This window comes from Variovorax sp. GW823-FHT04B03 (genome assembly GCF_058796495.1).
On sequence record NZ_JBXAIT010000003.1, the window covers coordinates 772,303 to 798,956 of the forward strand.

At 69.0% G+C, this 26,654-nt stretch carries 21 protein-coding genes and 1 pseudogene; 4 read left to right on the plus strand and 18 right to left on the minus strand.

Annotation, left to right across the window (positions count from 1 at the left end; genetic code table 11):
* Positions 1-26 precede the first annotated feature (26 nt).
* Positions 27-293 (minus strand): annotated as a pseudogene (locus AC1RAD_RS16675) (ArsR/SmtB family transcription factor); the annotation flags it as partial.
* A 20-nt stretch (positions 294-313) separates the two neighbouring features.
* On the opposite strand from AC1RAD_RS16675, the gene AC1RAD_RS16680 reads away from it, so the two are divergent.
* Together AC1RAD_RS16680 and AC1RAD_RS16685 are read left to right on the plus strand one after the other, a co-directional pair.
* Positions 314-736 (plus strand): cupin domain-containing protein, encoded by a 423-nt coding sequence (locus AC1RAD_RS16680; RefSeq protein ID WP_062475795.1) that lies wholly within the window; start codon positions 314-316, stop codon positions 734-736.
* Between the two features lie 80 nt (positions 737-816).
* Positions 817-1,734, plus strand: a complete 918-nt coding sequence (locus AC1RAD_RS16685; RefSeq protein ID WP_492725922.1) for a DUF2167 domain-containing protein — start codon at positions 817-819, stop codon at positions 1,732-1,734.
* Between the two features lie 21 nt (positions 1,735-1,755).
* Here AC1RAD_RS16685 and AC1RAD_RS16690 read toward each other — a convergent pair whose 3' ends face one another.
* The 6 genes from AC1RAD_RS16690 to AC1RAD_RS16715 are packed head-to-tail and all read right to left on the minus strand — an operon-like array spanning position 1,756 to position 7,107.
* Positions 1,756-2,556, minus strand: coding sequence for an enoyl-CoA hydratase/isomerase family protein (locus AC1RAD_RS16690; RefSeq protein ID WP_492736032.1), 801 nt, complete (start codon positions 2,554-2,556; stop codon positions 1,756-1,758).
* Position 2,557: 1 nt separating this feature from the next.
* Positions 2,558-3,388 carry an SDR family NAD(P)-dependent oxidoreductase gene (locus AC1RAD_RS16695; RefSeq protein WP_492736034.1) on the minus strand — a complete coding sequence of 277 codons (831 nt, stop codon included), beginning with the start codon at positions 3,386-3,388 and terminating at the stop codon, positions 2,558-2,560.
* A gap of 37 nt (positions 3,389-3,425) precedes the next feature.
* The gene (locus AC1RAD_RS16700) at positions 3,426-3,842 is read right to left on the minus strand and encodes a MaoC family dehydratase (protein ID WP_492736036.1); all 417 of its coding nucleotides are present in this window, start codon (positions 3,840-3,842) and stop codon (positions 3,426-3,428) included.
* Positions 3,843-3,856: 14 nt separating this feature from the next.
* The gene (locus AC1RAD_RS16705; RefSeq protein WP_070059441.1) at positions 3,857-4,297 is read right to left on the minus strand and encodes a MaoC family dehydratase N-terminal domain-containing protein; all 441 of its coding nucleotides are present in this window, start codon (positions 4,295-4,297) and stop codon (positions 3,857-3,859) included.
* Between the two features lie 14 nt (positions 4,298-4,311).
* Positions 4,312-5,496, minus strand: coding sequence for a lipid-transfer protein (locus AC1RAD_RS16710; protein WP_095947377.1), 1,185 nt, complete (start codon positions 5,494-5,496; stop codon positions 4,312-4,314).
* Between the two features lie 51 nt (positions 5,497-5,547).
* The gene (locus AC1RAD_RS16715; RefSeq protein WP_492736038.1) at positions 5,548-7,107 is read right to left on the minus strand and encodes a long-chain-fatty-acid--CoA ligase; all 1,560 of its coding nucleotides are present in this window, start codon (positions 7,105-7,107) and stop codon (positions 5,548-5,550) included.
* Positions 7,108-7,246: 139 nt separating this feature from the next.
* Between AC1RAD_RS16715 and AC1RAD_RS16720 the strand changes: the two genes are divergently transcribed.
* On the plus strand, positions 7,247-8,281 hold the full coding sequence (locus AC1RAD_RS16720; protein ID WP_159272324.1) for an AraC family transcriptional regulator: 1,035 nt from the start codon (positions 7,247-7,249) through the stop codon (positions 8,279-8,281).
* A 10-nt stretch (positions 8,282-8,291) separates the two neighbouring features.
* Here the strand turns inward: AC1RAD_RS16720 and AC1RAD_RS16725 are convergent, their stop codons facing one another.
* The gene (locus tag AC1RAD_RS16725; RefSeq protein WP_492736041.1) at positions 8,292-13,442 is read right to left on the minus strand and encodes an autotransporter outer membrane beta-barrel domain-containing protein; all 5,151 of its coding nucleotides are present in this window, start codon (positions 13,440-13,442) and stop codon (positions 8,292-8,294) included.
* 186 nt (positions 13,443-13,628) lie between these two features.
* Here AC1RAD_RS16725 and AC1RAD_RS16730 point away from each other — a divergent pair, with 186 nt between their 5' ends.
* Positions 13,629-14,222: a GbsR/MarR family transcriptional regulator gene (locus AC1RAD_RS16730; RefSeq protein WP_492736043.1), complete on the plus strand. Its 594-nt coding sequence runs from the start codon at positions 13,629-13,631 to the stop codon at positions 14,220-14,222.
* A 38-nt stretch (positions 14,223-14,260) separates the two neighbouring features.
* Here the strand turns inward: AC1RAD_RS16730 and cydX are convergent, their stop codons facing one another.
* From cydX to AC1RAD_RS16780, 10 genes are all read right to left on the minus strand, one after another.
* Entirely contained in the window at positions 14,261-14,410 is a 150-nt protein-coding gene (cydX, locus tag AC1RAD_RS16735; RefSeq protein ID WP_095744810.1) for a cytochrome bd-I oxidase subunit CydX, read from the minus strand.
* An 18-nt stretch (positions 14,411-14,428) separates the two neighbouring features.
* Positions 14,429-15,583, minus strand: a complete 1,155-nt coding sequence (cydB, locus tag AC1RAD_RS16740) for a cytochrome d ubiquinol oxidase subunit II (protein ID WP_159277448.1) — start codon at positions 15,581-15,583, stop codon at positions 14,429-14,431.
* Positions 15,580-17,199, minus strand: coding sequence for a cytochrome ubiquinol oxidase subunit I (locus AC1RAD_RS16745; RefSeq protein WP_095947372.1), 1,620 nt, complete (start codon positions 17,197-17,199; stop codon positions 15,580-15,582). The genes cydB and AC1RAD_RS16745 overlap by 4 nt, the downstream gene beginning before the upstream one ends.
* 51 nt (positions 17,200-17,250) lie before the next feature.
* Entirely contained in the window at positions 17,251-18,963 is a 1,713-nt protein-coding gene (gene cydC / locus AC1RAD_RS16750) for a thiol reductant ABC exporter subunit CydC (protein ID WP_492736046.1), read from the minus strand.
* A complete protein-coding gene (gene cydD / locus AC1RAD_RS16755; protein ID WP_492736048.1) occupies positions 18,960-20,657 on the minus strand; it encodes a thiol reductant ABC exporter subunit CydD in 1,698 nt (565 codons plus the stop codon). Before cydD ends, cydC begins: the two co-directional genes overlap by 4 nt.
* Positions 20,658-20,813: 156 nt before the next feature.
* Positions 20,814-21,908 carry an acyltransferase family protein gene (locus tag AC1RAD_RS16760; protein WP_095947369.1) on the minus strand — a complete coding sequence of 365 codons (1,095 nt, stop codon included), beginning with the start codon at positions 21,906-21,908 and terminating at the stop codon, positions 20,814-20,816.
* 74 nt (positions 21,909-21,982) lie between these two features.
* Positions 21,983-22,945: an NAD(P)H-dependent flavin oxidoreductase gene (locus tag AC1RAD_RS16765; RefSeq protein ID WP_062482679.1), complete on the minus strand. Its 963-nt coding sequence runs from the start codon at positions 22,943-22,945 to the stop codon at positions 21,983-21,985.
* 80 nt (positions 22,946-23,025) lie between these two features.
* Positions 23,026-24,816: an acyl-CoA dehydrogenase gene (locus AC1RAD_RS16770; protein ID WP_492736050.1), complete on the minus strand. Its 1,791-nt coding sequence runs from the start codon at positions 24,814-24,816 to the stop codon at positions 23,026-23,028.
* Positions 24,817-24,902: 86 nt separating this feature from the next.
* The gene (locus AC1RAD_RS16775) at positions 24,903-25,835 is read right to left on the minus strand and encodes an electron transfer flavoprotein subunit alpha/FixB family protein (RefSeq protein WP_159277451.1); all 933 of its coding nucleotides are present in this window, start codon (positions 25,833-25,835) and stop codon (positions 24,903-24,905) included.
* Between the two features lie 13 nt (positions 25,836-25,848).
* The gene (locus tag AC1RAD_RS16780; RefSeq protein WP_492736052.1) at positions 25,849-26,598 is read right to left on the minus strand and encodes an electron transfer flavoprotein subunit beta/FixA family protein; all 750 of its coding nucleotides are present in this window, start codon (positions 26,596-26,598) and stop codon (positions 25,849-25,851) included.
* Positions 26,599-26,654 lie beyond the last annotated feature (56 nt).

Here is a 26,654-nt window from a genome sequence, read left to right on the forward strand (position 1 = left end):
ACGACGCGGCCCGCCTTCTTGCGCGAGATGAGGCCGGCGCCTTCGAGCACGCGCAGGTGCTTCATGAAGCCGGTCAGCGACATGCCGTGCGGTTCGGCGAGCTCGGTCACGCTGAGGCCGCCCTCACCCAGCGCTTCGAGCACGCTGCGGCGGGTCGGGTCGGACAGGGCCGCAAACACGGCGTCCAGGGCATCTGAGTGAACCATGCGGTTGAGTATCTGGAGCGACCCGCGGGCCGTCAAGCCATGGGCCTCGCTCAGGAACGGTTTATGCATGCTGCGCCGCAGCATCATCCCCCCGCGAAGGAGCGCCCATGCTGGACCGAACCGCCACCCAGTTCTCCCACGTCAAGCCCGGTGACACCGAGTACGTCTCGGGCGGGTTGCGAGACTTCTTCCTGTACCGCGACCTCGGCATCGCGGCCGCCACCCACGGCAAGGTGATCGCGCACCTGGTCAAGGCCAACATGGCACCGGAAGCGGGCACCGGCTGGCACCGCCACGAGGCGGACTTCCAGATCGTCATCATGCTCAAGGGCTGGGCGCGCTTCATGTACGAGGACAAGGAGACACGCGTCGAGGCCGGCGACGTGGTGCACCAGCGCCCCGGCATCCGCCACTTTCTCTTCGACTACTCGCCCGACATGGAGTACCTGGAAATCGTCTCACCGGCCGACTTCAAGAGCATTGACGTCGAGCCAGTCTGCGAGATTCCGCCGCCCACGCCCTGGCCCTGAAACCCACGGCCGGCGCGGCTTCGCGCGCCGATAAACTCCTCGCGTCTCACCAGAAACGACAACAACCGAGGAGAGAGAACTTGCGTATTCATACTGCCCGCCTGACGGCCGGCTTGCTGTTCGCGTGCGCCCTGACGGCCACCAACCTCAGCAACGCCGCATCCCCCACCACCGCTTCCACAGCCTCGACCGCGAGCTCGCTCGAAGCCGAGCAGGAAGCCGCCTTCAAGGCCGCCAAGGCCGTGCAGAAAGCCGGCCCCGCCGACATCACGCTGCGCGACCAGGCCCACCTGAAGCTGCCCGCCGGCTACGTCTGGGTGCCGACGCCCGCCGCCGCGCAGCTCATGCGCAGCATGGGCAACCGCACCGACGACACCTTCATCGGCGCGATCTTCCCCGCCGACGACGGCGACTGGATGGCGGTCGTGAAGTTCGTGAAAGAGGGCTACATCAAGGACGACGACGCCAAGGACTGGAACGCCGACGAACTGCTCACGAGCCTGAAGGAAGGCACCGAGGCCGCGAACGAGGAACGCGCCAAGCGCGGCATCCCGGGCATCGAGGTCACGGGCTGGGCGCAGAAGCCGCAGTACGACGCCGCGACGCACCGGCTGGTGTGGTCGGCCCTCTCGAAGAAGAAGGGCAGCGACGGCGGCAACCCCGGCGTCAACTACAACACCTACGCGCTGGGCCGCGAGGGCTACCTGAGCCTGAACCTCATCACCAACGCGAACGACCTCGAGAAGTACAAGCCCGACGCCACCAAGCTGCTCGGCGCGCTGCAGTACGACGACGGCAAGAAGTACGCGGACTTCAACGCATCGACCGACAAGGTCGCCGCCTACGGCCTGGCCGCGCTGGTGGCCGGCGCAGCCGCGAAGAAGCTGGGCCTGTTCGCGGTCGCCCTCGCCTTCCTGGCCAAGTTCGCGAAGGTCGCCGTGGTGGCGGGCGGCGCGGCGCTGTGGGGCCTCACGAAGCTCTTCAAGAAGAAGAGCTGAGCCTGCAGCAGCCCGCCGCGCTCAGCGGCCCGAGAAGCGCGGCGCGCGCTTCTCGGTGAAGGCCTTCACGCCTTCGCGCCCATCCGCGCTGCCCGCGCGTCGGCGCAGCAGGCGGTGTTCCATCTCGAAGTGTTCTTCGATCGGGCGCGCGGTGGCACCACCGCACAGCGCCTTGATGCCCGCGAACGATGCGGTGGCACCGTTCGCCAGCCGCGTCACCAGCGCTTCGGCAGCCGCCGCCAGTTCGGCGTCCGGGTACAGCGCATCGACCGCACCCGACGCCAGGCAGCGCGCGCTGTCGATCGCGTCGCTCAGCATCAGCCACTGCTGCGCGCGCACCGGCCCGATGCGCCGCGACAGGAAATACGAACTCCCCGCGTCCGGCGACAGCCCGATGGCCGCGTAGCCGGTGCGCAGCTTCATCGACTCGGTGGCGAGCACGAAGTCGCCGCACAGCGCCAGCCCCACGCCGGCGCCGCCCACCGTGCCGTTCACCGCCACCACCAGCGGCGCCGGGTTCTGGGCCAGCCGCAGCAGCGCGGGATGCAGCCGGTCGAGGATGGCGTCGACCAGTTCGGGCAGCTTGTCGCCCGCCGCCACGAAGCTGTCGATGTCGCCGCCCGCGCAGAACACGCGGCCCTCGCCTGTCAGCAGGATGGCGCGCGGTGCCGCTTCGAGCACTTCGTCGATGGCCCGCGCCAGCGCGTGGCTGCTTGCGAGCGACACCGAGTTGGCGCGTTCGGGCCGCTTCAGCACGATGCGCCCGACGCCGTCCTGCACGCCCCAGGCAATGCCTTCTTCTTCGAATTGCGTGCCGGCCATCTCAGATCCCCGTCAGCCCGCCAGTGCACATGAGCGTCTGGCCGCTCACGTAGTCCGACTCGGGCGCGCACAGCAGGTACACCGCACCAGCCGCCTCTTCGGGCGTGCCGCCGCGGCCCAGCGGAATCGACTGTTCCATCATCGCCAGCAGGCCGGGGTTGACGCCGACCTTGATCTCGCGCCCTTCGATGTTCGCGGTGGTGGCCTCGGCCGTGCTGGCCGTGAGCCGCGTCTGGATGAAGCCGAAGGCCACGCAGTTCACCGTGACGTTCATGCGGCCCCACTCCTTGGCCAGCGTCTGCGTCATGCCGACGATGCCGGCCTTGGCGGTCGAATAGTTGGCCTGCCCCGCATTGCCGAAGAGCCCGGCCACCGACGAGATGTTGACCACCTTGCGCACCACGCGCCGGCCCGCGTCGCCCTCGGCCTTGGCCAGCGCGCGGATCACGGGCTGCGCGGCGCGCAGGATGCGAAACGGCGCCGTCAGGTGCACGTCGATCATGGCGTACCACTGCTCGTCGGTCATCTTCTGCACCACGCTGTCCCAGGTGTAGCCAGCGTTGTTGACGATGATGTCCAGGCCCTTGAACTCGTTCACCGCCGTGCCCACGAAGCGCTCGGCGAAGTCCGGCGCCGACACGCTGCCGACGCAGGCCACGGCCTGCCCGCCCGCGGCGCGGATGGCCTGCACGGTCTCCTCGGCCGGTGCGGCGTCGAGGTCGTTGACGACGACGCGCGCGCCTTCCGACGCGAGCTTGAGCGCGATCGCGCGGCCGATGCCGCGGCCCGAGCCGGTGATGAGGGCGACCTTGCCTTCGAGTTTGGGTGTCATGTCTCTTCTCTCTTCTTTCTTTCGTTCGTTCAAGGGGTCAGCGCAGCGCCACCAGCGCCTCGCCCGCGATGCGCGTCTGGCCGTGCTGGTTGGCGCTGAGCACTTCCACGCGCACGCAGCGCTCACCGTTGTGTTCCAGCTTCTCGACCACGCGACCGGTGCAGCGCACGGCATGGCCCAGGTGCGTGATGCCCTGGAAGCGCACGTCGAAGCGGCGCAGCTGCGCCTGCGGCACCCATTGCGTGAGCAGCCGGCCGAGCCAGGCCATGCCCAGCATGCCCTGCGCGAACACGTCGGGCATGCCGGCCTTGCGCGCGAAGTCGGTGTCGATGTGGATCGGGTTGTGGTCGCCCGAGGCGCCCGCGAAGAGCGCGAGCGTGGTGCGGTTCACCGGCGGGAGTTGCAGCGCGGGAAGTTCGTCGCCGACCTGGACGGTGTCGTAGCAAAGGGTCATCGCAGGTTCCTTCTTCAGTGGCGGCAGACGATCACCGTGCGCAGCTCGGCCACGAGTTCGTCGCGCTGGTTGGTGGCGCGCGAGGTCTTCACGACGAATTCGAGCGCGCCGTTCTTCTTGTCGTAGATGTCGCTGATGGTGGAACGCACCGTCACGGTGTCGCCCACGCAGGCGGGGCGGTGGTAGCTGAAGCTCTGTTCGCCGTGCAGCAGCTTGGACAGCGGAATCTGCAGGTCGGTCAGCAGCTGGTCCGAAGCGCCCGAGTCCAGCTCGGCGGCGAACAGGAAGGTGGGCGGTGCCGGCAGGTCGGGGTAGCCGGCATCGCGCGCGGCGGCGGCATCGGTGTAGACCGGATCGGTCTCGCCGATGGCCTTGGCGAAGAACTGCAGCCGGCTGCGCTCGATGGGCAGCACCGACGCGGGCAGCTCGTGGCCGATCCATTTCTTGTCGATCATGGGTGGCCCTGCCCTCAGACGCGTTCGTACAGCGTGACCACGCAGGCGCCGCCCAATCCGAGGTTGTGCTGCAGCGCCATCCGCGCGCCTTCGACCTGGCGCTTCTCGGCCGTGCCGCGCAGCTGCTGGACCAGCTCCGTGCATTGCGCGAGCCCCGTCGCGCCGAGCGGGTGGCCCTTCGACAACAGGCCGCCCGACGGATTGGTGACGACCTTGCCGCCGTAGGTGTTGTCGCCATCGACCACGAACTTCTCCGCGCCACCGACCGGGCACAGGCCCAGCGCCTCGTAGCTGATGAGTTCGTTGTGCGCAAAGCAGTCGTGCAGCTCGACCACGTCGATGTCCTGCGGGCCGACACCGGCCGCGTCGTAGACCTTCTGCGCGGCTTCCTGCGCCATGCTGAAGCCCACCACCTCGCGCATGTCGCGCGCCTCGAAGGTGATGGCGCGGTCGGTCGTCATGGCCTGGGCCTTGATGCGCACGCTGCGGTCCAGCCCGTGGCGCTCGGCGAAACGCGGCGAGCAGACGATGGCGGCCGCGGCGCCGCAGGTCGGCGGGCAGGCCATGAGCCGCGTCATCACACCGGGCCACATGACGGGCGCAGCCATCACTTCGTCTTCGGTGACGACGGTGCGGAACAGCGCCACCGGGTTGTTCGATGCATGGCGGCTGGCCTTGGCGCGGATCTTCGCGAAGGTCGACATCTGCGTGCCGTACTGCTGCATGTGCGCCAGGCCGGCGCCGCCGAAGTAGCGCAGCGCCAGCGGCACCTGCTCGTTGCCGACCAGCTCGTCGGTGATCGACTCGAAATGATCGAACGGACTCGGGCGGTCGTTGAACACCGCACCCAGCGCGCCGGGGCTCATGTGCTCGAAGCCCAGCGCCAGCACGCAGTCGGCCGCGCCGCTGGCCACGGCCTGGCGCGCGAGGAACAGCGCGGTCGAGCCGGTAGAACAGTTGTTGTTGACGTTGACGACCGGGATGCCGGTCATGCCCACCTCATACAGCGCGCGCTGGCCGGCGGTGGAGTCGCCGTACACGTAGCCGACGTAGGCCTGCTGCACCAGCTCGTAGCCGATGCCGGCATCTTTCAAGGCGGCGTTGGTCGCGTGCGCGGCCATCTGCGGGTAGGGCTGGTTCGCGCCCGGCTTGGTGAAGGGGATCATGCCGACACCGACGACGTAGACATCCTGGCTCATGAGGGGCTCCTGAAATGAATGAATGGGAAGGAAGAGAGAGTTCGAAAACCGTCAGGCTACGCTTCGTTGGCGCCCTTGCCAAAACGGTTCGCGCAGCCGGGTCTTGAGCACCTTGCCAGCGCCCGACAGCGGCAGCGCCTCGACCACCGCCACGCTGCGCGGGCATTTGTAGTTCGCGATCAGCGCCTTGCAATGCGCGATGAGCGCGTCGGCCGCCAGTTGCTGGCCCGGCTTGAGCACGAGCACCGCATGCACGGCCTCGCCCCACTCCTCGCTGGGGATGCCGATGACCGCGCAGGCCGCCACGGCCGGGTGCTGGTTGATGGCGTTCTCGACCTCGGCCGAATAGATGTTCTCGCCGCCGCTGATGATCATGTCCTTCAGGCGGTCGACCACGAAGATGTAGCCGTCGTCGTCCATGTAGGCGCCGTCGCCCGTGTGCATCCAGCCGCCGCGCACGGCCGCGGCGGTCTGCGCGGGCTGGTTCCAGTAGCCCTGCATCACGTTGGGGCCGCGCACCGCGACCTCGCCCACGGTGCCGCGCGGCACCTCGATGCCCTCGCTGTCGACGATGCGCACCTCGGTGCAGTAGCTGGCACGGCCGGCCGAGCGCAGCTTGCCCCGCCGCTGGCCTTCGGCCGTGTGGTTGCGCGCGGGGTTGACGGTGGCCAGCGGCGACAGCTCGGTCATGCCGTAGGCCTGCACGAAGTCCACGCCCGGGAAAGCCGCCATCGCGCGGGTCAGCACCGCCTCCGAGATCGGCGAGGCGCCGTAGGTGATGCACTTCAGGCTGCTGAGGTCGCGCGGCTCGCGCATCGCCGGATGGTCGACCAGCATCTGGATCATGGTGGGCACCAGCAGCGCGTGCGTGACGCGGTCTTGCTCGATGGCGTTCAGCACCGCTTCAGGGCTGAAGGCCGGAATGATCGCGTGCGTGTTGCCCTCCAGCCAGTGCGGCGCGGCCAGGCCCATGTCGGCCAGGTGGAACATCGGCGCGGCATGCAGGTAGCAGCCCTCGGGCGCGGCCAGGCCCTCGGCATGCAGGGCCAGCCCCGAGCTGCCCATGTTGGTGTGGCTCAGCATCACGCCCTTGGGAAAGCCCGTGGTGCCGCCGGTGTAGAAGATGCCCGCCAGGTCGTCGTCGCAACGGCCCGCGTCAGGCACGGGCGAGGCGGCCTCCAGCAGCGCCTCGTAGCCGTGCATGCCGGGCGGCGTCGGGCCGTCGCCGCAGTAGATCACCTCGCGCAGGCTGGTCGCCTGCCCGCGCATCTGCTCGACCACCGCGCGGAAGGTGTCGTCCACCAGCAGCAGCGAGGAGCCCGAGTCCTCGAGCGAATACAGGATTTCGGCCGCCGACCAGCGGATGTTGCAGGGGTTGAGCACGCCGCCGCCCCAGGGCACGGCCATCTGGTATTCGAGGTAGCGCGCCGAATTGAGCGCCAGCATGGCGACGCGGTCGCCCGGCTGCATGCCGAGCCCCTGCAGGGCGCCCGCCAGGCGCGCGACCCGCTCGGCATAGGCGCGAAAGCTCAGGGTGCGGCCGGCGGCGCGCACGGCGATCCGGTCGGGGTGCTGCTGCACGCTGCGGTGCAGCGACTGGGTCAGGTACATGGCGGTTGTCTCCGTTCGGTTCTTGTGTAGGCGCATGGTAGAAACCGCGCCGTGCCGCGGCGATTGCGCATCGCATCGCCCGCATGGCAGAAAACCTCAATCGACACCCGCGCCGCCGTCAGGTCTGATCCGCTCACGCATGCTGCAACCGCCCGTCACCATCCCGATCGTGTTCGTCCAGGGCATGCTCTCGGGCGTGCGCGCGCGCGGCGACAACGCGCCCATCTGCATCGACACCGCGCTGCAGGACGCCGGCATCGCCCCCGCCCTGCTCGACGCGCCGGGCGCGCGCGTCACGGCCGAGCAGTACGTGGCGTTGTTCGCGCTGCTGATGGAGCGGCTGGACGACGAGGCCCTGTGCTTCCTGTCGCGCCGCCTGCGCTGCGGCAGCTTCGCGCTCATGACCCGCGCCACGATGGGCGCGCCCACGCTCGAAGTGGCGCTGCGGCGCGTGGCCCGCACCTTCAGCCTGCTGCAGGACGACCTCGAGATGGTGCTGCTGCACGAAGGGCCGCTTGCGGGCTTCGGCCTGCGGGTGCAGGGCATGCCGAGCGCGCCGCTGAACTTCCTGCACGAGCTGATGCTGCGCGTGTACTGGCGGCTCTTTGCCTGGCTGCACGGCGGCCGACTGACGGCGCGCCGCTTCGACTTCGGCTTCGAGCAGCCGCCCTACGCGGCGCGCTACAACAAGGTGTTTCCCGCGCCGCTGCAGTTCGGCCAGCCGCTGTCGGCCGTGTGGTTCGACGCCAGCGCGCTGGCCACGCCGATCCGCCGCGACGCGCGGGCCATGCGCGACTTTCTGGCCGCCGCGCCGGCCCACGTGATCCTGCCGCCGCTGGGCGAACTGGCCGTGAGCGCGCGCGTGCGCACCGTGCTGCAACAGCACCGCCCGGCCTGGGCCGACCTGGCCACGGCCGCGCGCAGCCTGCACATGTCGGTGAGCACCCTGCAGCGCCACCTGGCCACCGAGGGCACCTCGTTCCAGTCGCTCAAGGACCAGCTGCGGCGCGACGTGGCCATCGTGCGCCTGAACACCAGCACCGTGCCACTGGCGGCACTGGCCGAGGAGCTGGGCTTCTCGGACAGCGCGGCATTCCAGCGCGCCTTCAAGACCTGGACCGGTGGGGCGCCGGGGTCGTACCGGCGGCGTCCTGGACCCGACCCCGAGGCCTGAAGCTACCCGCCTACCACTTGACTCGCACGCCGAGCGATCCGTTGACCGAGCTCTTCACCTTGGCATCGCCGCCCGACGACCACAGCTTGCCGACTTCGCCGTACAGGCTCGTCGCCTGGCTCAGGGCCAGCGTGAAACCGCCTGCGAGTTCGGTGCTGGTGCCGCCGGTCGGTGCCGCGATGTCGGTCGTGGTGGCGCCGTTCACGAAGCGCGCGATGTCGGTGCCGCTCGAGGTCTTGTAGACGTTGACGCGGCCGTAGGGCTGCAGCACGCCCAGGCCGGTGTCGAGCTGGCCCTTGACCCGCACGCCTGCGCGGGCGATCCAGCTGCTGTCGGCTTGGGGTTGCGCGATGGCACCGACGATGGCCGAGTTGCCCAGGTCCATGTGGTGGTGGATCAGCTGCAGCTGCGGCTCGATGCGCCAGCCGCTGCCGCCGATCGCGAAGGCCTGCCCCACTTCGATCGAGCCCAGCAAGCTGTTCCCCTTGCCGCCCACGCCCGCGCCAAGCATCGGCTCGACCGTGTAGCGGTGACGACCCGACTGCACCAAGGCATCGGCATAGAAGCCGCTGTCGGCGGTGTAGGTGCTGTACACGCCGACGTACTGGCTGCGCAGGTCGTTGCGGCCCACCGCGAGATGACGGATGCCGCTGGCAAAGCCGCTCACGCGGGCATCGCCGTCGAGCTGGCCGACGTACAGGCCGGCGCGCCAGTTCGGCGTGGCGAGCAGGTCGGTGCCCGCCTGGAAGCCGGTGAGGCGGCCCTTGCTGGTGGGCGAGACAGTGCCGCCCTGCTGGATGTCGATGTCGGTGGAGAGCACGCGGGCCCAGGCGCGGCGGTCCGATCCCGTCGGTGTGCTCGCGGCGCCCTTCACATCGTCGTCGCCCACGCGCTTGCGCACATCGCCCAACATCGCGAGGTTGCCCTGGCGAAGCTGGCCCGGCAGCGCGGCGTACAGCGCGGCCTCCGGACGGTAGGTGACGACGGGCACGCCCACCGGTTGGCCCGGCGCCACCGCGTCGGTGGTGGAGCGCAGGTACCAGCTCTCGCCTGCGCCCTTCGCGTCGGCGGCATGCAGGCGGTACTCGTAGGCGCCTGCGTCGACGTGGCCGCCGGCCAGCGAGAAGGCGTCCTTGGTGGTCTGCGCGGTGGTGGTCGCGCCGTTCTGTGCGGTGATGACCTCGATCCCGTTGCCGCTCGTGAGTGCGCCCAGGCCGCCAAGGTTGCTGATCTGCACCTGGGTCTTGCCGCTGGCAATTGCCGTGGGGCCGTCGAGCACGAGGCGGTCCGAGGGGCCGGTGCCGTTGAGCGTCGTGCTCAGCTTGAGCACGCCGTTGTTGCCAACGTAGGCGCCCTTGACGGTCAGCGTCGTACCTGCGGTCACACCGGCCAGGAACACGGTGCCGCTGTTCGTCAGCGACGCGACGGTCTGATTGAAGCCCGCAAGATCGAGCGTGGCACCTGTGGCCACGCTGTGCGCCGAAGCGGCGCTCAGCGTGTTCACCGCGCCGGCCTTCAACGTGCCCTGCGCCACGTTCGTCGCACCGGTGTAGGTGTTGGCGCCCGACAGCGTCAGCGTGCCCGTGCCCTGCTTGGTGATGAAGCTGCCGCCGCTGATCGCACCGCTCAGCGTGCCGCTGAACGCACCGGTGTCGATGACCGGGTCGTTGTTGCCCGTCAGCTTGATGGTGTTGGCGATCGTCAGGCCGTTCGCGCTGAAGCCCAGCGTGGTGTCGTCGTCCATCGACAGCGTGCCGGTGCCCAATGCCTGGCTGTGGCCCACGTTCAGGCGGCCCTGGCGCAGTGCCGTGCCGCCGGTGTGGGTGTTCTCGCCTGACAACGTGAGCGCGCCCGTGCCGACCTTGACGAGCGAGCCACCGACGCCGGAGATCACGCCCGAGATTTCGGTGTCGGTGTTGAGAGCGCCCGTCGTCAGCGCCTTTGCGCCGAGCAGCACGCGGCCGGCGCCTTCGAGCGAACCGATGGTGATGCCGGGTGTGCCGAGCTTGGACAGGAAGACCGTGCCACCCGCCTTGTTCACCACGCTCGCCTGCGCGGCCGTTGCGTTGTCGCGAATGTCCAGCACGCCGTCGCGCTCATTGACGATGGTCGCCCGCTCGGCGGAAGCGTCGCCCCAGAGGTAGGTCGTGCCACCAGCGAAGTTGGTGACGTGGGTCTTGCCTGCGTTGGCGTTGAACCAGACCATGACCTCGCCACCGCGGTTCTCGATGGTGGCATTGCCGGCCGTCGCGTTGCCACGGAAGTCGATCGAGCCGCCGGCATGCGCGGTCAAGGTCGCGTGGCCGGCCGAGGCGTTGTCCTGGAACTGGACGAAGCCGCCGTTGCCCGACTGGGCGGCGCCTGCCGTGATCTTTAGGCTTTCCGCATCCGCACTGCCGCTGAAGATCAAGGCCGCGCCACTGCTCACGCCCACCGGACCGGTACCCACCGCGCCTGTCACGCCCACATTCAAGGTGCCGCCATCGACCTGCGTGCCGCCCTTGTAGCTGTTGGCCGCCGTGAGCAGCAGCTCGCCGCTGCCGCTCTTGCGCAGGCTGCCCGTGCCGCTCATCGTGCCCGCGAAGCTGCCGCTGGCCACCTGGTCGAAGACCACCTGGGCGTCGTTGACGATGTTGCCGCGCAGGCTGGTGGTGTCGCCCTGCAGCGTGCCGGCGCGCACGAGTGTCCCGCCGGTGTAGGTGTTGGCGCCCCTGAGGATCAGCGTGCCCAGGTCGTCCTTCGTGAGGCCGCCCGCGCCGGTCAGCACCGACGCGATGGTGGCCTGCATCTGCGCTCCCGACGCCGTGCCGTCGCCGACCTTGATGACGGTGTTGGCGTTGCCCAGCGTCAGCGCGTCGCCGGTGACGACATAGCCGCTGGTGGAGAACTGCGCGCCATCGATGCTGATCGCGCCGCCGGTGTTGTCCACCCGGACCGTGCCGGCCGCGCCGCCGAACAGCGCGAACTGGTTCTGCTGCCAGCCGGTGTTGGTCTTGCCGTTGGCGCCGGTCCAGCTGTCGGACGGGTCGTTGAGGGTGGAGTTGCCGAGGCGCCAGATGCCGGAGCCGCCGCTGATCGTGCCATCGTTGTAGGTGGAAGCATCGCCGCCCGCACCGTCCCAGAAGCCGAGCGACACGCCCTTGCTGTTGATCAGGTTGATCTCGCCGAGCACGGACGACTGCACGTGCAGGTCGCCGGCTGTCGTGCCCGCGGGCGCGGTGCCGATGTTCAGGCCGTTGTCGACCAGCGAACCGGTGTAGCTGATCAAGCGGTACAGCCCGGGCCCGAAGGTGCCGCCGGGCGCCTGCGCCACGTTGAGCGTGCCGTCGAGCACGAGGCCGCCGTTGACCTTGACGAGGTCGTTGAGCGGGCCGCCTACCGTGCCCGCCTGGCCCAGCTCGTAGCTCAGGAAGGCACCGGGGTCGAAGCGCAGCATGCCGGTGGTCAGCGTGCCGAGGTTGCTGCCCGGTGCGAGCGTCGCGCCGTTGGCGATGGTGACCTGGCCCGCGATGCTGCCGCCGCCGCTGAGCGTGGCGCCGTTCTTGACCTGCACCGTGCTCGTGCCCGTGGCGCTGCCGGTGGTGTTGTTCACGCGCAGCGTGCCGGCGTTGACCTCGGTCGCGCCGCTGTAGGTGCTGGCGCCCGTCAGTTCCAGCACGCCCACGCCGTTCTTGGACAGGGTGCCGGAGCCGCTGATGACGCCTGCGTAGCTCAGGCTGTCCGCGCGGTCGAAGACCAGGTCGCCGTCGTTGCTGATGTTCCCCGTGATGCTGCCGGTGGTGCCACCCGCGCCGATCTGCAGGATGTTGCCGGCCACGACGGTGGTGGTGCCCGTGAAGGTGTTATCGCCGGTCAGGGTCAGCTTGCGCGCGCCCTTCTGCAGAAGGCTGCCGGTGCCGCTGATGTTGCCGGCGAAGGTGGTGTCGGCACTGCGGTTGAACACCAGCGCGGCGTTGTTGGCGATGTTGCCGACGATGCTCCCGCTGTCGCGGATCTCCAGGGTGCCGGCGTTGAGGGTCGTGCCGCCGGTGTAGGTATTGGCAACCTCAAGGCTCAGCGTGCCCGCGCCCTCCTTGACCAGGGTTCCTCCACCCGTGATTTCCGCGCGCACCGCCAGCGTGGCGGCCTGGGCGTCGAACACGTTGTTGCCAGCACCCAGGCCGATCTTGTAGCCCGCGCCAGGCGTGAGGGTCAGCTGGCTGCCGCTCGCACCACCGCGGTAGGTGACACCGGCAACGGTGACGTTGTCGCCCAAGGTCACGGTGTAGCTGCCAGTGGCATCGCTGCCCGCCGCGAACACGGCGCTCGAGCCGTCGATCCACGCCACGGTCGGGCCAACTCCGCCCGCGTCGACGTTCCAGAAGCGCTGCGCATTCGTACGGCCCCACACGCCCGATGGCGCGCTGCCGCCCGCGCCAGCCGATGTGCCGTCGAGGTCCCAGTAGTAGGTGCCGGCAGCCAAGGTTACCGGCGTCAGGCGCAGGGTCGTGTTGCCATCAGACGGGAGGCCACTCGAGTACCCAGCCACGTACGACGTGTAGCCCCCGAGCGCGCTCGCCAGGCTTCCGCCCCAGGCGACTTGGCCGCCTTGCCCCGCCAGGATGGCGGCCAAGCCCGCGTCATTGAGCGCCACGGTCAGCGCGCTGGAATTCGGCGTCGAAGGCGACACCTCGGCTTGGCCGATGGCGAGGCCGCTTCCCAGTTCGTCGAACCTCGCGAGGTCGACGCCGGGAGAGGAGAGCCCTGGAATGTCGCCCGTGTACCGGTGGAATTGCAGCACCGTGCCTGCGGCCGGTATGCCACCCAGGCTGAAGGCATTGAACTGAAACGCCGCCGTGATCACCTGGTCCGGCGCCAGGGACAGGTTCGGTACGTTGAAGACAAAGTACGACCGGTAATTTCTGCAGGCAGAAGTGCAATCCGAGCCCGTGACGTAGTTGTAGTTCCCCACCACATGAGGATCGACATCGCTCTGCCACCCCCGGTCGGACGTGTTGAGCATGATGTCCGGCACTGCGGCTGCGGCGCCCACCCCGGCCAGCAGTCCCGCCGCCGCCAGCACAACACCGCCCGCGAGCTTGCCGCGTGCGCGCGTGAGTTCGGAAACAGCCACCCAGGCCCCCAACGACGAGTTCCAGAGGCTGCGATGTGCTTTGTTCATGGGGAGAAAAACCTTGAAATGGGAGGCCGGATGCACCAGAAATGGGCAAACCGTCAGTAAACGTTTATTTTTGTAAATAATTTGTTTCTCACCCATCACCGAAACTAGTTATTCATGCACCCCGCCGCCTTGCTGGGTTTTCGGAAACTTCCGAACGTCCAGCAATCCGGCGCGACAATCCGCCGCATGGCTTCCGCACCCGACCTCCCTCCCCTCAACCGCCAGTTCGTCGCCCACTTCGGCGAAATGGGCAGCAAGTGGGGCATCAACCGCACCGTCGGCCAGATCTACGCGCTGATCTTCCTGTCGGAGCGCGCGCTCAATGCCGACGAGATCGCCGAGATGCTGGAGTTCTCGCGCTCCAACGTGAGCATGGGTTTGAAGGAGTTGCAGGCCTGGCGCCTCGTGCACCTGCGCCACCACGCGGGCGACCGCCGCGAGTATTTCGAGGCGCCGAAGGACGTGTGGGAAATCTTCCGCGTGCTGGCCGAGGAACGCCGGCGCCGCGAGATCGAGCCCACGCTCTCGATGCTGCGCAACGCGCTGCTCGAATCGCCCACCAGCGACGCCGAGCGCCACGCGCAGGCCCGCATGCGCGAGATGCACGACCTGATCGACCGGCTGATGAAATGGTTCGACGACGTGCAGCGCCTGGCGCCCGAGACTGCGATGCAGCTCATGGGCATGGGCGCGACGGTGACGAAGGTGCTGACGCTCAAGGACCGCCTCACGGGCGGTGCGTCGAAGAAGAGCAGCAAAGGCCCCGCGGGCGACAGCTGAGTCGCCGCGGGGCTGGATGAACGGCTATCCGCTGCGCGTCAGAGCCGTTCCTGCCCCTGCGGGGCTTCCGGCGTGCCGAGCTTTTCCTTGCGGATGGCCTCGTCGTCCATCAGCTCGTACCACATGGCGTTGAGCACGGCGAAGGCGGCGGCCAGCGGCAGGCCGAGGATCCAGGCGAAGTACCACATGTCTTTTTCCTTCCCGTTTCAGTAGGCGTGTCCGCTCTCGTCGCGGATGGCTTGCTCGTCGACCTTGCCCCACAGCACGTGGTAGACCCAGGTGGTGTAGGCCACGATGATCGGGATGAAGATCGCGGTGACCACCAGCATGATGAACAGCGTCAGGTGGCTCGACGACGAATCCCACACCGTGAGGCTGGCGCGCGGGTCGATCGACGAGGGCAGGATGAACGGGAACATCGACGCGCCCACGCTCAGGATGATGCCGGCGATGCCCAGCGCCGCGGCCAGCAGCGCGAATCCCGGCCGGCGCAGCACCAGCCCCAGCAGCGCGCCCAGCGTGCCGACGAAGCCCGCTGCCGGCGCGGCGATGGTCCAGGGGTGCGCCGCGTAGTTGCCCATCCAGGCGCCGGCATGCAGCTCGACAGTCTTCAGCATCGGGTTCGACGGGCCCACCGCGTCGACCACGCTGCTGATGCGAAAGCCCCCGATGCCCATCGCCAGCCACACGCCGGCCAACGCGTAGAACACGAGCGTGAGCACCGCCGCGACCATGCCGTAGCTGCGCGCGCGCTCGGCCACCGGGCCGGCGGTCTTGAGCAGCAGCCAGGCCGCGCCGTGCATCACCAGCATCGCCACCGACACCAGCCCGCAGAGGATGGCGAAGGGGTTCAGCAGGCCGAAGAAGCTGCCGTCGTAGAAGATGTGCATGTCGGCGCCGAAGCGGAACGGCACGCCCTGCAGCACGTTGCCCACGGCCACGCCGCAGATCAGCGCGGGCACGAAGCCGCTGAAGAACAGCACGCCGTCCCAGCGCGCGCGCCACTGCGGCGACTCGCGCTTGCTGCGGAACTTGAAGGCCACCGGCCGCAGGATCAGCGCCGACAGGATCACGAACATCGCCAGGTAGAAGCCCGAGAACGACACGGCGTACAGCTGCGGCCAGGCCGCGAAGACGGCGCCGCCGCCCAGGATGAGCCACACCTGGTTGCCCTCCCACACCGGGCCCACGCTGTTGATGACCACACGACGCTCGATGTCGTTGCGCGCCGCAAAGGGCAGCAGCATGCCGGCGCCCAGGTCGAAGCCGTCGGTCACCGCGAAGCCGACCAGCAGCACGCCGATCAGCAGCCACCAGATGAAGCGCAGGGTGTCGTAGTCGAGGAGTGTGTGGAGGATCATGCGGCGCTCCCGGTCGAGGCAGAAGAGGAAGACGTGGCGGCACGCGCCGGCGGAATGTGCGAGCGCGCATCGCCCTCGGTGGGCGCATGCTCGACCTCGGGCCCCTTGCGGATGGCCTTGAGCATCAGCTTCATCTCGATGATGAGCAGCGTGGTGTAGATCGCGATGAAGCCCGCGAGCGTGATCAGCAAGGTCGTCACGCCCAGGTTCGACACGGCCACCGCGGTCGGCAGCACGCCCTCGATCACCCAGGGCTGGCGGCCGAACTCCGCCACCAGCCAGCCGGATTCGATGGCGATCCACGGCAGCGGAATCGCCCACACCGCGACCTTCAGCAGCCAGCGGTGGCGGTCGAGCGCGCGGCGCGCCGACAGCACGAAGAAGGTGCCCGTCAGCAGGATCAGCAGCATGCCGATGCCCACCATCACGCGGAACAGCCAGAACAGCGGCGCCACCTGCGGCACGGTGTCCCACGCGGCCTTGGCGATCTGTTCGTCGGTGGCCTGGCGCGGATCGTCCACGTAGCGCTTGAGCAGCAGCGCGTAGCCCATGTTGATGCCGTTGTCCTCGAAGTCGCCGCGCACGCCCTGCGTGACCTTGTCGGCGCCGCCGGCCTCGCGGATCTTCTGCAGCGCGTCGTAGGCCTTCAGGCCCTCGCGGATGCGGGCCTCGGCGCGCTTCACGAGCTCGTCGATGCCCGGCATCACGGTGTTGAGCGAGCGCGTGCCGATCAGGCCCATCACCGCCGGGATGTGGATCGCGTAGTGCGTCTCGCGCGCCTTCTGGTCGGGGAAGCCGATCACGGTGAAGGCGGCGGGCGCGGGCTGCGTCTCCCACATGCCTTCGATGGCGGCCAGCTTCATCTTCTGGTGTTCGCCCGAGAGGTAGCCGCTCTCGTCGCCGAGCACCGCCACCGACAGCGCGGCGGCCAGGCCGAACGACGCGGCCACGGTCATCGAGCGCTTGGCCAGTTCGATGTGGCGGCCCTTGAGCAGGTACCACGCCGACACGCCGAGCACGAACACCGCGGCGCACACATAGCCGGCCGACACGGTGTGCACGAACTTGGCCTGCGCCACGGGGTTGGTCAGCACGGCGGCGAAGTCGGTCACCTCCATGCGCATGGTCGCGGGGTTGAAGGCCGCGCCCACGGGGTTCTGCATCCAGCCGTTGGCAATGAGGATCCACAGCGCCGAGAAGTTGGAGCCGATGGCCACGGCCCAGGTGGCCGTGAGGTGGCCCACCTTGGAGAGCTTGTCCCAGCCGAAGAAGAACAGGCCCACGAAGGTCGCTTCCATGAAGAAGGCCATGAGCCCTTCGATGGCCAGCGGCGCACCGAAGATGTCGCCGACGTAGTGGCTGTAGTAGCTCCAGTTCATGCCGAACTGGAACTCCATCACGATGCCGGTGGCCACGCCCATCGCGAAGTTGATGCCGAACAGCACGCCCCAGAACTTGGTCATGTCGCGCCAGATGACGCGCCCGGTCATCACGTAGACCGTCTCCATGATGGCCAGGATGATCGACAGTCCGAGCGTGAGCGGCACGAACAGGAAGTGGTACAGCGCCGTCACGGCGAACTGCAGGCGCGAGAGCGCGACGATGTCAAGGTCCATGGGGCTTCCTTTATGTGTTCTGTTCGTTCGTTCGGTCGGTCGATCAACTCATCAATCGGGGCGCAGGCCGCGCAGCGCGGCCTCGAAGGCATCGGTGCCGCGGCGCAGGTCGGCGACGATGCGGCCCTGCGCCATGCACACGAGGCGGTCGGCCAGCGCGGCTTCGCGGCGCAGGTGCGTGGCGATCAGCAGCGTGCGCGGGCCGGCCTCTTGCGCCAGGCGCTGCAGCACGTCCTGCGCGGTGGCGGCGTCGAGCGCCTCGGTCGGTTCGTCGAGCAGCCACAGCGGCACGGGCCGCAGCAGCAGCCGCGCGAGCGCGAGCCGGCGCGACTGTCCGCCCGAGAGGCCGAGGCCGCCTTCGCCCAGGCGCGTGTCGAGGCCGGTGGCCAGCGCGCGCACGTCGGCGTCGAGGCCGGCGGCGTGCAACACGGCCCACAGGCGCTCGTCGCTGGCTTGCGGATCGGCCAGGCGCAGGTTGTCGCGCAGGCTGTCCTGGAAGAGTTCGGTGCGCTGGGTCAGCAGGCAGGCCGGCTGCGCCTGCACCTGGCCGGCACGCGGCGTGAGGTCGCCGGCGATCACGGAGAGCAGCGTGGACTTGCCTGCGCCGCTGGCACCGATCAGCGCGACGCGTTCGCCGGCGTTCAGGTTCAGCGACACGCCGCTGAGCACTTCGACGAGGCTGCCGGGGTGCATGACGGTGAGCTGGTCGACCTGCACGGCTGCCGTCTGTACGTTGCGAGAGGGGCGTGCGCCCTCTTCCACTGAAGGGTCGAGCCGTGGTGCCAGCCGGCGCACGGCCAGCCACGTGCGCCCCGCGTCGAGCGCGCCACGCCGCAGCGCCGCGAACGGCTCGGTGGCAGTGAGCGCGATCAGCAACGCGAGCGCCGCGCCGGGGGCGCCGATGACACCTTCGCTCACCAGCGCGCCCACGGCCAGCAGCACGCCGACCAACGTCAAGGTGCCCGCGCTGCCGTAGGCGAAACCAGCAGCGGCTTCGAGCTTGTTCAGCGCGAGGTCGGCCTGCGCGAGGTGCGCGTCGGCATTCATCAGCGCGGCGCGCTGGGCGTCGAGCCGGCCCGCCATCGCGAGGTCGGCCTGGCCTGCGACCAGGTCGACGGCCCGCGCGCGCAGCGCTTCCACGGCATGGGCGCGCTGGCGCGCCGGTTGCCGCGCACGCCGCGCGATGAGGAGCGCCAGCCCCCAGCCGACGGCGCAGAGCCAGAGCGCGATCGCCACGCCCATCCCGACGTGCATGAAGCCGAGCACGATGCCCGCCAGCAGCGCCGCGCCCAGCGCCGCGGCGGCGGGCACGAACAGGCGCAGGTAGAGCGACTCGAGCGCATCGATGTCGGCCGTGAGGCGGAACAAGAGCCGCGCCGGCCGCATCAGCAGGTCACGTGCGGCCTCGGGGCGGGCCCAGCCGCGGAACAGCCGCACGCGCAGTTCGGCAAGCACGGCGAAAGTGGCATCGTGCGTGACCAGCCGCTCGCCGTAGCGCGACCCCGTGCGCCCGAGCGCCAGCAACCGGATGCCGGCCGAGGGCATGAAGACATCGAAGGTGAAGGCCGTGGCCGCATGCAGGCCGGCGAGCGCGGTCGCGGTGATGAACCAGCCCGACAGGCCCAGAAGCGCCATGCCCGCGAGCACGGTGACAGCGGCCAGCAGGCAGCCCAGCAGCAAGGCGCGCGGCTGGGTCGCGAGGAAGGGACGCAGCACGAGGCGCAGGTCGCGCCAGCGCGGGGAATGGGTCGCGTGGCGGCTCATGCGGCCTTCTCCACCGGCGGCTCGGGGCCGAGGCTCACCGTGCGGTCCATGCGCGCGGCCAGCACCGGGTCGTGGGTCGAGACGATCAAGGTCCGGCCACGGGCGAGCGCCACCAGTGCGTCGGCCACGCGCGCGGCGGTGGCGGTGTCCAGGTGGGCCGTGGGCTCGTCGGCCAGGATCAGGTCGGCACGCGGATGCACCGCGACGCGCGCCAGCGCCAGCCGCACGGCCTCGCCGCCCGACAGGCCGCTGCCGCCCTCGCCCAGCGCGGTGCCGGGATGGGCCTGCGCCACGTCCTCGAGCGCCGCGAAACGCATCGCCTCGGCGACCTCGGGCGCGCCGATGTCGGCACGGCCCAGCGCCACGTTGGCTTCGACCGAGCCGGCGAAGACGTGGGGCTTCTGTCCCATCCACGCCGTGCGCTGGCGCAGTGCGGCAGCCGTGTGCTCGGTGAGCGGCACGCCGCCGATGGCGATCTCGCCGCGCGTGGCCGGCATCAGCCCGGCCAGCAGCGAAAGCAGCGCGGTCTTGCCCGATCCGCTGGGGCCGGCCAGCGCGACATGTTCGCCGGCGCCGATGCGCAGTTCATATCCGTCGAAGAGCGGCGTCGACTCGCCGGGCCAGGAGAAATGCAGCCCATGGACCGTCACCGCAGGCGCGACCCCTGCCCCGGCGGCGCCAGTCGCTGCGCGCGTGACCGCGACGCCCGCGCCGGGCAACGGCAGCGTGCCGCCTTGCAGGTCGTCGAGCGCCTGCAGCGCCGCCTCGCCCGCCGCGCGGTCGTGCCAGACCGCCGACAGCTCGCGCAGTGGCTCGAAGAAGGCCGGCGCCAGCAACAGCACGAACAGGCCTTCGCCCAGGCTGAGCTGCTGGCCCCAGGCGCCGAAGCCGAGCGAGCCCAGCAGGTGGAAACCGATGTAGACCGCGACCAGCGCCACGCCCAGCGCGGAGAACAGCTCCAGCACGGCCGACGACAGGAACGCGATGCGCAGCACCGCCATCGTGCGCTGGCGCAGCGACTGGGCGGAGGCGCCGAGCCGGTCGGCCGTGGCGTCGACCGCGTCGAGCGCGCGCAGCGTGGCCAGGCCGCGCAGGCGGTCGAGCAGGAAGGCGTTCATGCCGCCCATCTCGACCATCTGCGCCTCGCTGGCCGCCTTGGCGCGCCAGCCGACGATGGCCATGAAGATCGGGATCAGCGGCGCCGCCACCAGCAGCACCAGCGCCGCAGCCCACGAGAACCAGGCCACGGCCGCGAGCAGGAAGAGCGGCACCACCGTCGCGCGCCAGCGCGCGGGCTGGTAGCGCACGAGGTACGGCACCAGCGCCTCGGCCTGTTCGGCGAGCACGCTGGCCGCGAGACCGGAGGGCGCGCGTTCGCGGTCGAGCGGCGAACCGGCCGCCAATGCGGCTGCGGTCTGCGCGCGCAAGGCCGTCAGCTGCGCCCGCGCGCGTCCGAAGGTGCGGCGCACGCCCCAGGCTTCGCAGCCCGCGCGCAGCAGGCCGAGCAAGAGGATGCCCGCCGCCGGCCACAGCACGGCCGCCATGCCCTCGCCGTTGGCCAGGCCCTGGACCGCCATCGCCAGCAGCGCCGCCTGCGGCAGCCACGCGAGCGCCGCGACGCCTTGCACCACGCTGCCGATGTCGGGCGACGTGAAAGCCTTCAACGGCGATCGTGGCGGCGATGGTTCTGTCATTCCTTGAGTTTGTGTATTTTCAGTATTTACTGAAAGATTCACAATCATACACAACAGGGGCAGTTCGCGCAGACTGCCCGCTCTGAAGCCCGAAGGCAACAGATTTGCAAAGGAATGGGAAGAAAAAGGGCCGCACCGCAGCGGGTGCGGCGCGCTTCAGTACGACACGATGAGGCCGCTGACGAGCAATGCGGCAAAAAGTGTGCAGACGCTGCGCAGCGAGGCCGGCCGGGCTTCGACCCCGCGGTACAGCAGCACCGCAGCGCCCACCGACAGGCCGAAGGTCGCGACCATGCCCAGCAGGTCGACCCATGGCCCATGCGGCCCCAGGCCCGCCACCAGCGCGTTCACGGCGAGCAGCACCGGGAAATGGATCAGGAACAGCGAATACGAAATGCGCCCCAGCTGCTGCAGCGGCACGGCCGCCGCGGGCCAGTGCGCGGGCGACAACCACTGCCGGCGCTGCGCCACCGCGATCAGCAGCGCGGTCACCAACGCGATAGCGATGCGGCTGCGCCAGTCGATGGCGAGCGCGCCCGCCCCCACCAGCGCTAGCAGCGCAACGGCGCTGCACCAGGTGCTGGTGCGCGTGGCGCGGCCGACCCAGAAGGCCAGCATGCCGAGCCCGTAGGCGCCGAAGAAATAGAACGCCGTTTCGTCCAGCCGCGCCTGCCGGTTGAAGAGCGCGAGCGACGCCACGGCCACGATGAACACCAGCGCCACCGGCGCCCAGCGCGCGGCCGAAGTGGGTTGTCGCAGCACGGCGGGCAGCCCGACCAGTGCGAGCGCCAGCGCGAAGAGCTGGAAGTCGATCGCCACGTACCAGACACCGGTCGACAACGACTCGTAGTTCAGCAGGTCCTGCAGCAGCAACCCGTGCGCCAGCAGCTGACCGAGGCTCGGCTCTGCCGGCACCACCTCTTCACCCAGCCATGGCCGCGCCACCTCGGCCACCAGCACGCAGACCGTGAGCGCCGCCAGGTACGGCATGACCAGCCGGCCATAGCGCTGGAAGATCCGCGAGAACGGCCGGTCCACGCGCAGCACGCCGTCGGGCGCCAGGCTCGCCGTGGCGAGAAAGCCGGCGATCACGAGAAAGACCTGCACCGCGAGCCGGCCGTCGTTCGCGAGCCAGCCGAAGAAATCGGGCGCCAGCACCTGCGCGCCGGCCGGCATCGGGCCGTAGCGCGCGAGGTGGTGCCCGACGATCAACGCACAGGCCAGGCCCTTGACCACGTCGAGCAGCGGCATGCGCCCCTGCCGCGCAGGCACGGCCCCGCCGCCACCGCTCGCAGCGGAGGTCGATGCCGGTGCGTGCGAACCGTTCAAAGTGCCAATCGCTGTCGTGCTTCCTGGTACTCGCGCTTGAGCTTCTCGATGAAGGCGCCCGCGCTCGCCACTTCGGTGATGGCGCCGATGCCCTGGCCCGAGCCCCAGATGTCTTTCCAGGCCTTGGCCTTGCTGCCTTCGCCGCCGCCGAAGTTCATGGTCGTCACGTCGCCTTCGGGCAGGTTGGCCGGGTCCATGCCGGCCTTGACGATGCTGGGCGCCAGGTAGTTGCCGTGCACGCCGGTGAACAGGCTCGAGTAGACGATGTCGTCCGAGTTGCCGTCCACGATGGCCTGCTTGTACTCCTCGCTCGCGCGCGCCTCTTCGGTCGCGATGAAGGCGGTGCCGATGTAGGCGAAGTCGGCGCCCATGGCCTGCGCCGCGAGCACCGCGCCGCCGGAGGCGATGGAGCCCGACAGCGCGATCGGGCCGTCGAACCACTGACGGATTTCCTGCACCAGCGCGAACGGGCTCTTCACGCCCGCATGGCCGCCGGCACCGGCCGCCACGGCGATGATGCCGTCGGCGCCCTTCTCGATCGCCTTCTGCGCGAACTTGTTGTTGATGATGTCGTGCAAGGTCACGCCGCCGTAGCTGTGCACCGCGTCGTTCACGTCGGTGCGCGCGCCCAGCGAGGTGATCACGATCGGCACCTTGTACTTCACGACCATCTCCATGTCGTGCTCCAGGCGGTCGTTGCTCTTGTGCACGATCTGGTTGATGGCGAAGGGCGCGGCCGGCTTGTCCGGGTTGGCCTTGTTGTAGGCCGCCAGCTCCTCGGTGATCTCGATCAGCCACTCTTCGAGCTGGGCGGCCGGGCGGGCGTTGAGCGCCGGCATCGAGCCGACCACGCCGGCCTTGCATTGCGCGATCACGAGCTTGGGGTTGCTGATGATGAACAGCGGCGAGCCGATGATCGGCAGCGGGAGGTTCGCGAGAACAGAAGGCAGCTTGGACATGTCGTCTCCGGGAAGGGGTTCGGTTTTATAAGAGCAAGGGGCCGCTGCCGCCCGTCAGATCGGCGACAGCGGCGGGTGCGTCAGAACGCCTCGAGCGCCAGCGCCGTGACGCTCTCGGCGCCTTCGACGATGCTGTCGCGGATGCCCGGCGCCTTGTTCAGGATGTGCTCGGCGTAGAAGCGCGCGGTGGCAATCTTGGCCTGCATGAAGGCGACGTCGACGTTGTGCGAGGCCTGGTCCTGCGCCACGATCAGCGAACGCGCCAGCTGCCAGCCGGCCACGAGGTTGCCCGCGAGCATGAGGTACGGCACGCTGCCCGAGAACACGGCGTTCGGCGAGGCCTTGGTCTGGCCGGCCACGAAATCGACCACGTCGATGAAGGCCAGGCGCGCGGCGGTCAGGCGCTTGAGGACGGCTGCGGCCGCGGCGCTGTCGCTCTTAGCGAGTTCGGCCTCGGTCTTCTCGATCTGCGCGGCGATCGCCTTCGCGGTCTGGCCGCCGTCGCGCGCGGTCTTGCGGCCCACGAGGTCGTTGGCCTGGATCGCGGTGGTGCCTTCGTAGATCGTGAGGATCTTCGCGTCGCGGTAGTACTGCGCCGCGCCGGTCTCCTCGATGAAGCCCATGCCGCCGTGCACCTGCACGCCCAGCGAGGTCACTTCGAGGCTCATCTCGGTGCTGTAGCCCTTCACGAGCGGCACCATGAATTCGTAGAAGGCCTGGTTCTGCTTGCGCGCGTCGGCATCGGGATGGTGGTGCGCGGCGTCGTAGGCGGCCGCGGCCACCGAGGCCATCGCGCGGCAGCCTTCGGTATACGCGCGCATCGTCATCAGCATGCGCTTCACGTCCGGATGGTGAATGATGGGCGCGCTGGCGTTGATGGAGCCATCGACCGGGCGGCTCTGCACGCGGTCCTTGGCGTAGGCCACGGCGTGCTGGTAGGCGCGCTCGGCGATCGCGATGCCCTGCATGCCCACGGCGTAGCGGGCCGAGTTCATCATGATGAACATGTACTCGAGGCCACGGTTCTCCTGGCCGACGAGGTAGCCCACCGCGCCGCCGTGGTCGCCGTACTGCAGCACGGCGGTCGGCGATGCCTTGATGCCCATCTTGTGCTCGATGCTCACGCAGTGCACGTCGTTGCGCGCACCCAGCGAACCGTCGGCGTTGACCATGAACTTCGGCACCACGAACAGGCTGATGCCCTTCACGCCTTCGGGCGCGCCGGTCACGCGGGCCAGCACGAGGTGCACGATGTTCTCGGCCATGTCGTGCTCACCGTAGGTGATGAAGATCTTGGTGCCGAACACCTTGTAGGTGCCGTCGGGCTGCGGCTCGGCGCGGCTGCGCACCATGGCCAGGTCGCTGCCGGCCTGCGGCTCGGTGAGGTTCATCGTGCCGGTCCACTGGCCGCTCACGAGCTTCTCGAGGTACACGGCCTTGAGCTCGTCGGAGCCGGCGGTGAGCAGCGCCTCGATGGCGCCGTCGCTCAGGAGCGGGCACAGCGCGAAGCTCATGTTGGCCGAGTTGAGCATTTCGCCGCAGGCCGCGCCGATGGTCTTGGGCAGGCCCTGGCCGCCGAAGTCCGCCGGATGCTGCAGGCCCTGCCAGCCGCCCGACACGTACTGCGCGAAGGCGTCCTTGAAGCCCTTGCTGGTGGTGACTTCGCCGTCCTTGAACGACGAGGGGTTGCGGTCGCCTTCGACGTTCAGCGGCGCCACCACGTCCTGGTTGAAGCGCGCGCACTCTTCGAGCACGGCCTGCGCGGTTTCGAGGCCGGCGTCTTCGAAGCCGGGCAGCTTGGCGATCTCGCCGATGTTGGCCAGATGTTCGATGTCGAACAGCATGTCCTTGAGGGGGGCGGTGTAGCTCATGTCTTCTCTCCAGGGGCCGCGGTGGGGGCGGCAGATGTAAAAAAGGCATCGCGAACGATGCCTTCTGGCTCAATGCGTTGAAGCGATCAGAGCGCCTTCACGAGTTCCGGCACGGCCGTGAACAGGTCGGCCACGAGGCCGTAGTCGGCCACCGAGAAGATCGGGGCTTCTTCGTCCTTGTTGATCGCGACGATGACCTTCGAGTCCTTCATGCCGGCCAGATGCTGGATCGCGCCCGAGATGCCCGCGGCGATGTACAGCTGTGGCGCGACGATCTTGCCGGTCTGGCCCACTTGCCAGTCGTTCGGGGCGTAGCCTGCATCCACGGCGGCGCGGCTGGCACCCAGGCCGGCGTTGAGCTTGTCGGCCAGCGGCGTCATCACTTCATTGAACTTCTCGGCGCTGCCCAGCGCGCGGCCACCGGAGACGATGATCTTGGCGGCGGTCAGTTCGGGGCGGTCGCTCTTCGTGACTTCACGGCCCACGAAGGCGCTCTTGCCGCTGTCGGCCACGCCTTCAGCCGTTTCGATCGCTGCGCTGCCGCCGGTGGCGGCTGCGGCGTCGAAGCCGGTCGTGCGCACGGTGATCACCTTGGTGGCGTCGGTGCTCTGCACGGTGGCGATGGCGTTGCCGGCGTAGATCGGACGCTCGAAGGTGTCGGGGCTGTCGACCTTGGTGATGTCGCTGATCTGCGCCACGTCGAGCTTGGCTGCCACGCGGGGAGCCACGTTCTTGCCGTTGGCGGTCGAGGGGAAGAGGATGTGGCTGTAGTTGCCGGCGATCGCCAGCACTTGCGCTGCGACGTTCTCGGCGAGGTTCTCGGCCAGCGATGCGCTGTCGGCAGCGATGACCTTGGACACGCCGGCGATCTGCGCGGCAGCCTTGGCGGCTTCCGCTGCGTTGGCACCGGCCACGAGGACGTGGACGTCGCCACCGCAAGCCAGGGCGGCGGTCACGGTGTTGAGGGTGGCCGGCTTGATGCTGGCGTGGTCGTGTTCGGCAATGACGAGTGCGGTCATGTTCGTTTCTTCCTCAGATCACTTTGGCTTCGTTCTTGAGCTTGTCCACCAGGGTGGCGACGTCGGGCACCTTGATGCCGGCGCCACGCTTCGGCGGCTCGCTGACCTTCAGGGTCTTCAGGCGGGGCTTCACGTCCACGCCCAGGTCTTCCGGCTTGAAGGTGTCCAGCTGCTTCTTCTTGGCCTTCATGATGTTGGGCAGCGTCACGTAGCGCGGCTCGTTCAGGCGCAGGTCGGTCGTGATGACCGCGGGCAGCGTGAGCGTCAGCGTTTCCATGCCGCCGTCGACTTCGCGTGCGACGGTGACCTTGTCGCCGGCCAGGTCGACCTTCGAGGCGAAGGTGGCTTGGGGCAGGTCGGCCAAGGCAGCCAGCATCTGGCCCGTTTGATTCGCGTCGTCATCGATGGCTTGCTTGCCCAGGATGATCAGCTGGGGCTGTTCCTTGTCGACCAGTGCCTTGAGCAGCTTGGCAACCGCGAGGGGTTGCAGCTCTTCAGCGGTCTCGACCAGGATGCCGCGGTCGGCACCGATGGCCATCGCGGTGCGCAGGGTTTCCTGGCACTTGGCATCACCGCAGGAGACGGCGATCACTTCCGTGACCAGGCCCTTTTCCTTCAGCCGAACCGCTTCTTCGACAGCGATCTCGTCGAAGGGGTTCATGCTCATCTTGACGTTGGCAATGTCCACCCCGGTGCCGTCGCTCTTGACGCGCACCTTCACGTTGTAATCGACGACCCGTTTGACAGGCACAAGAACCTTCATTGACTTGACTCCATTGGATTGCAAAAAGGGGGGCTTCGAGAGCAGCCGGCCATTTT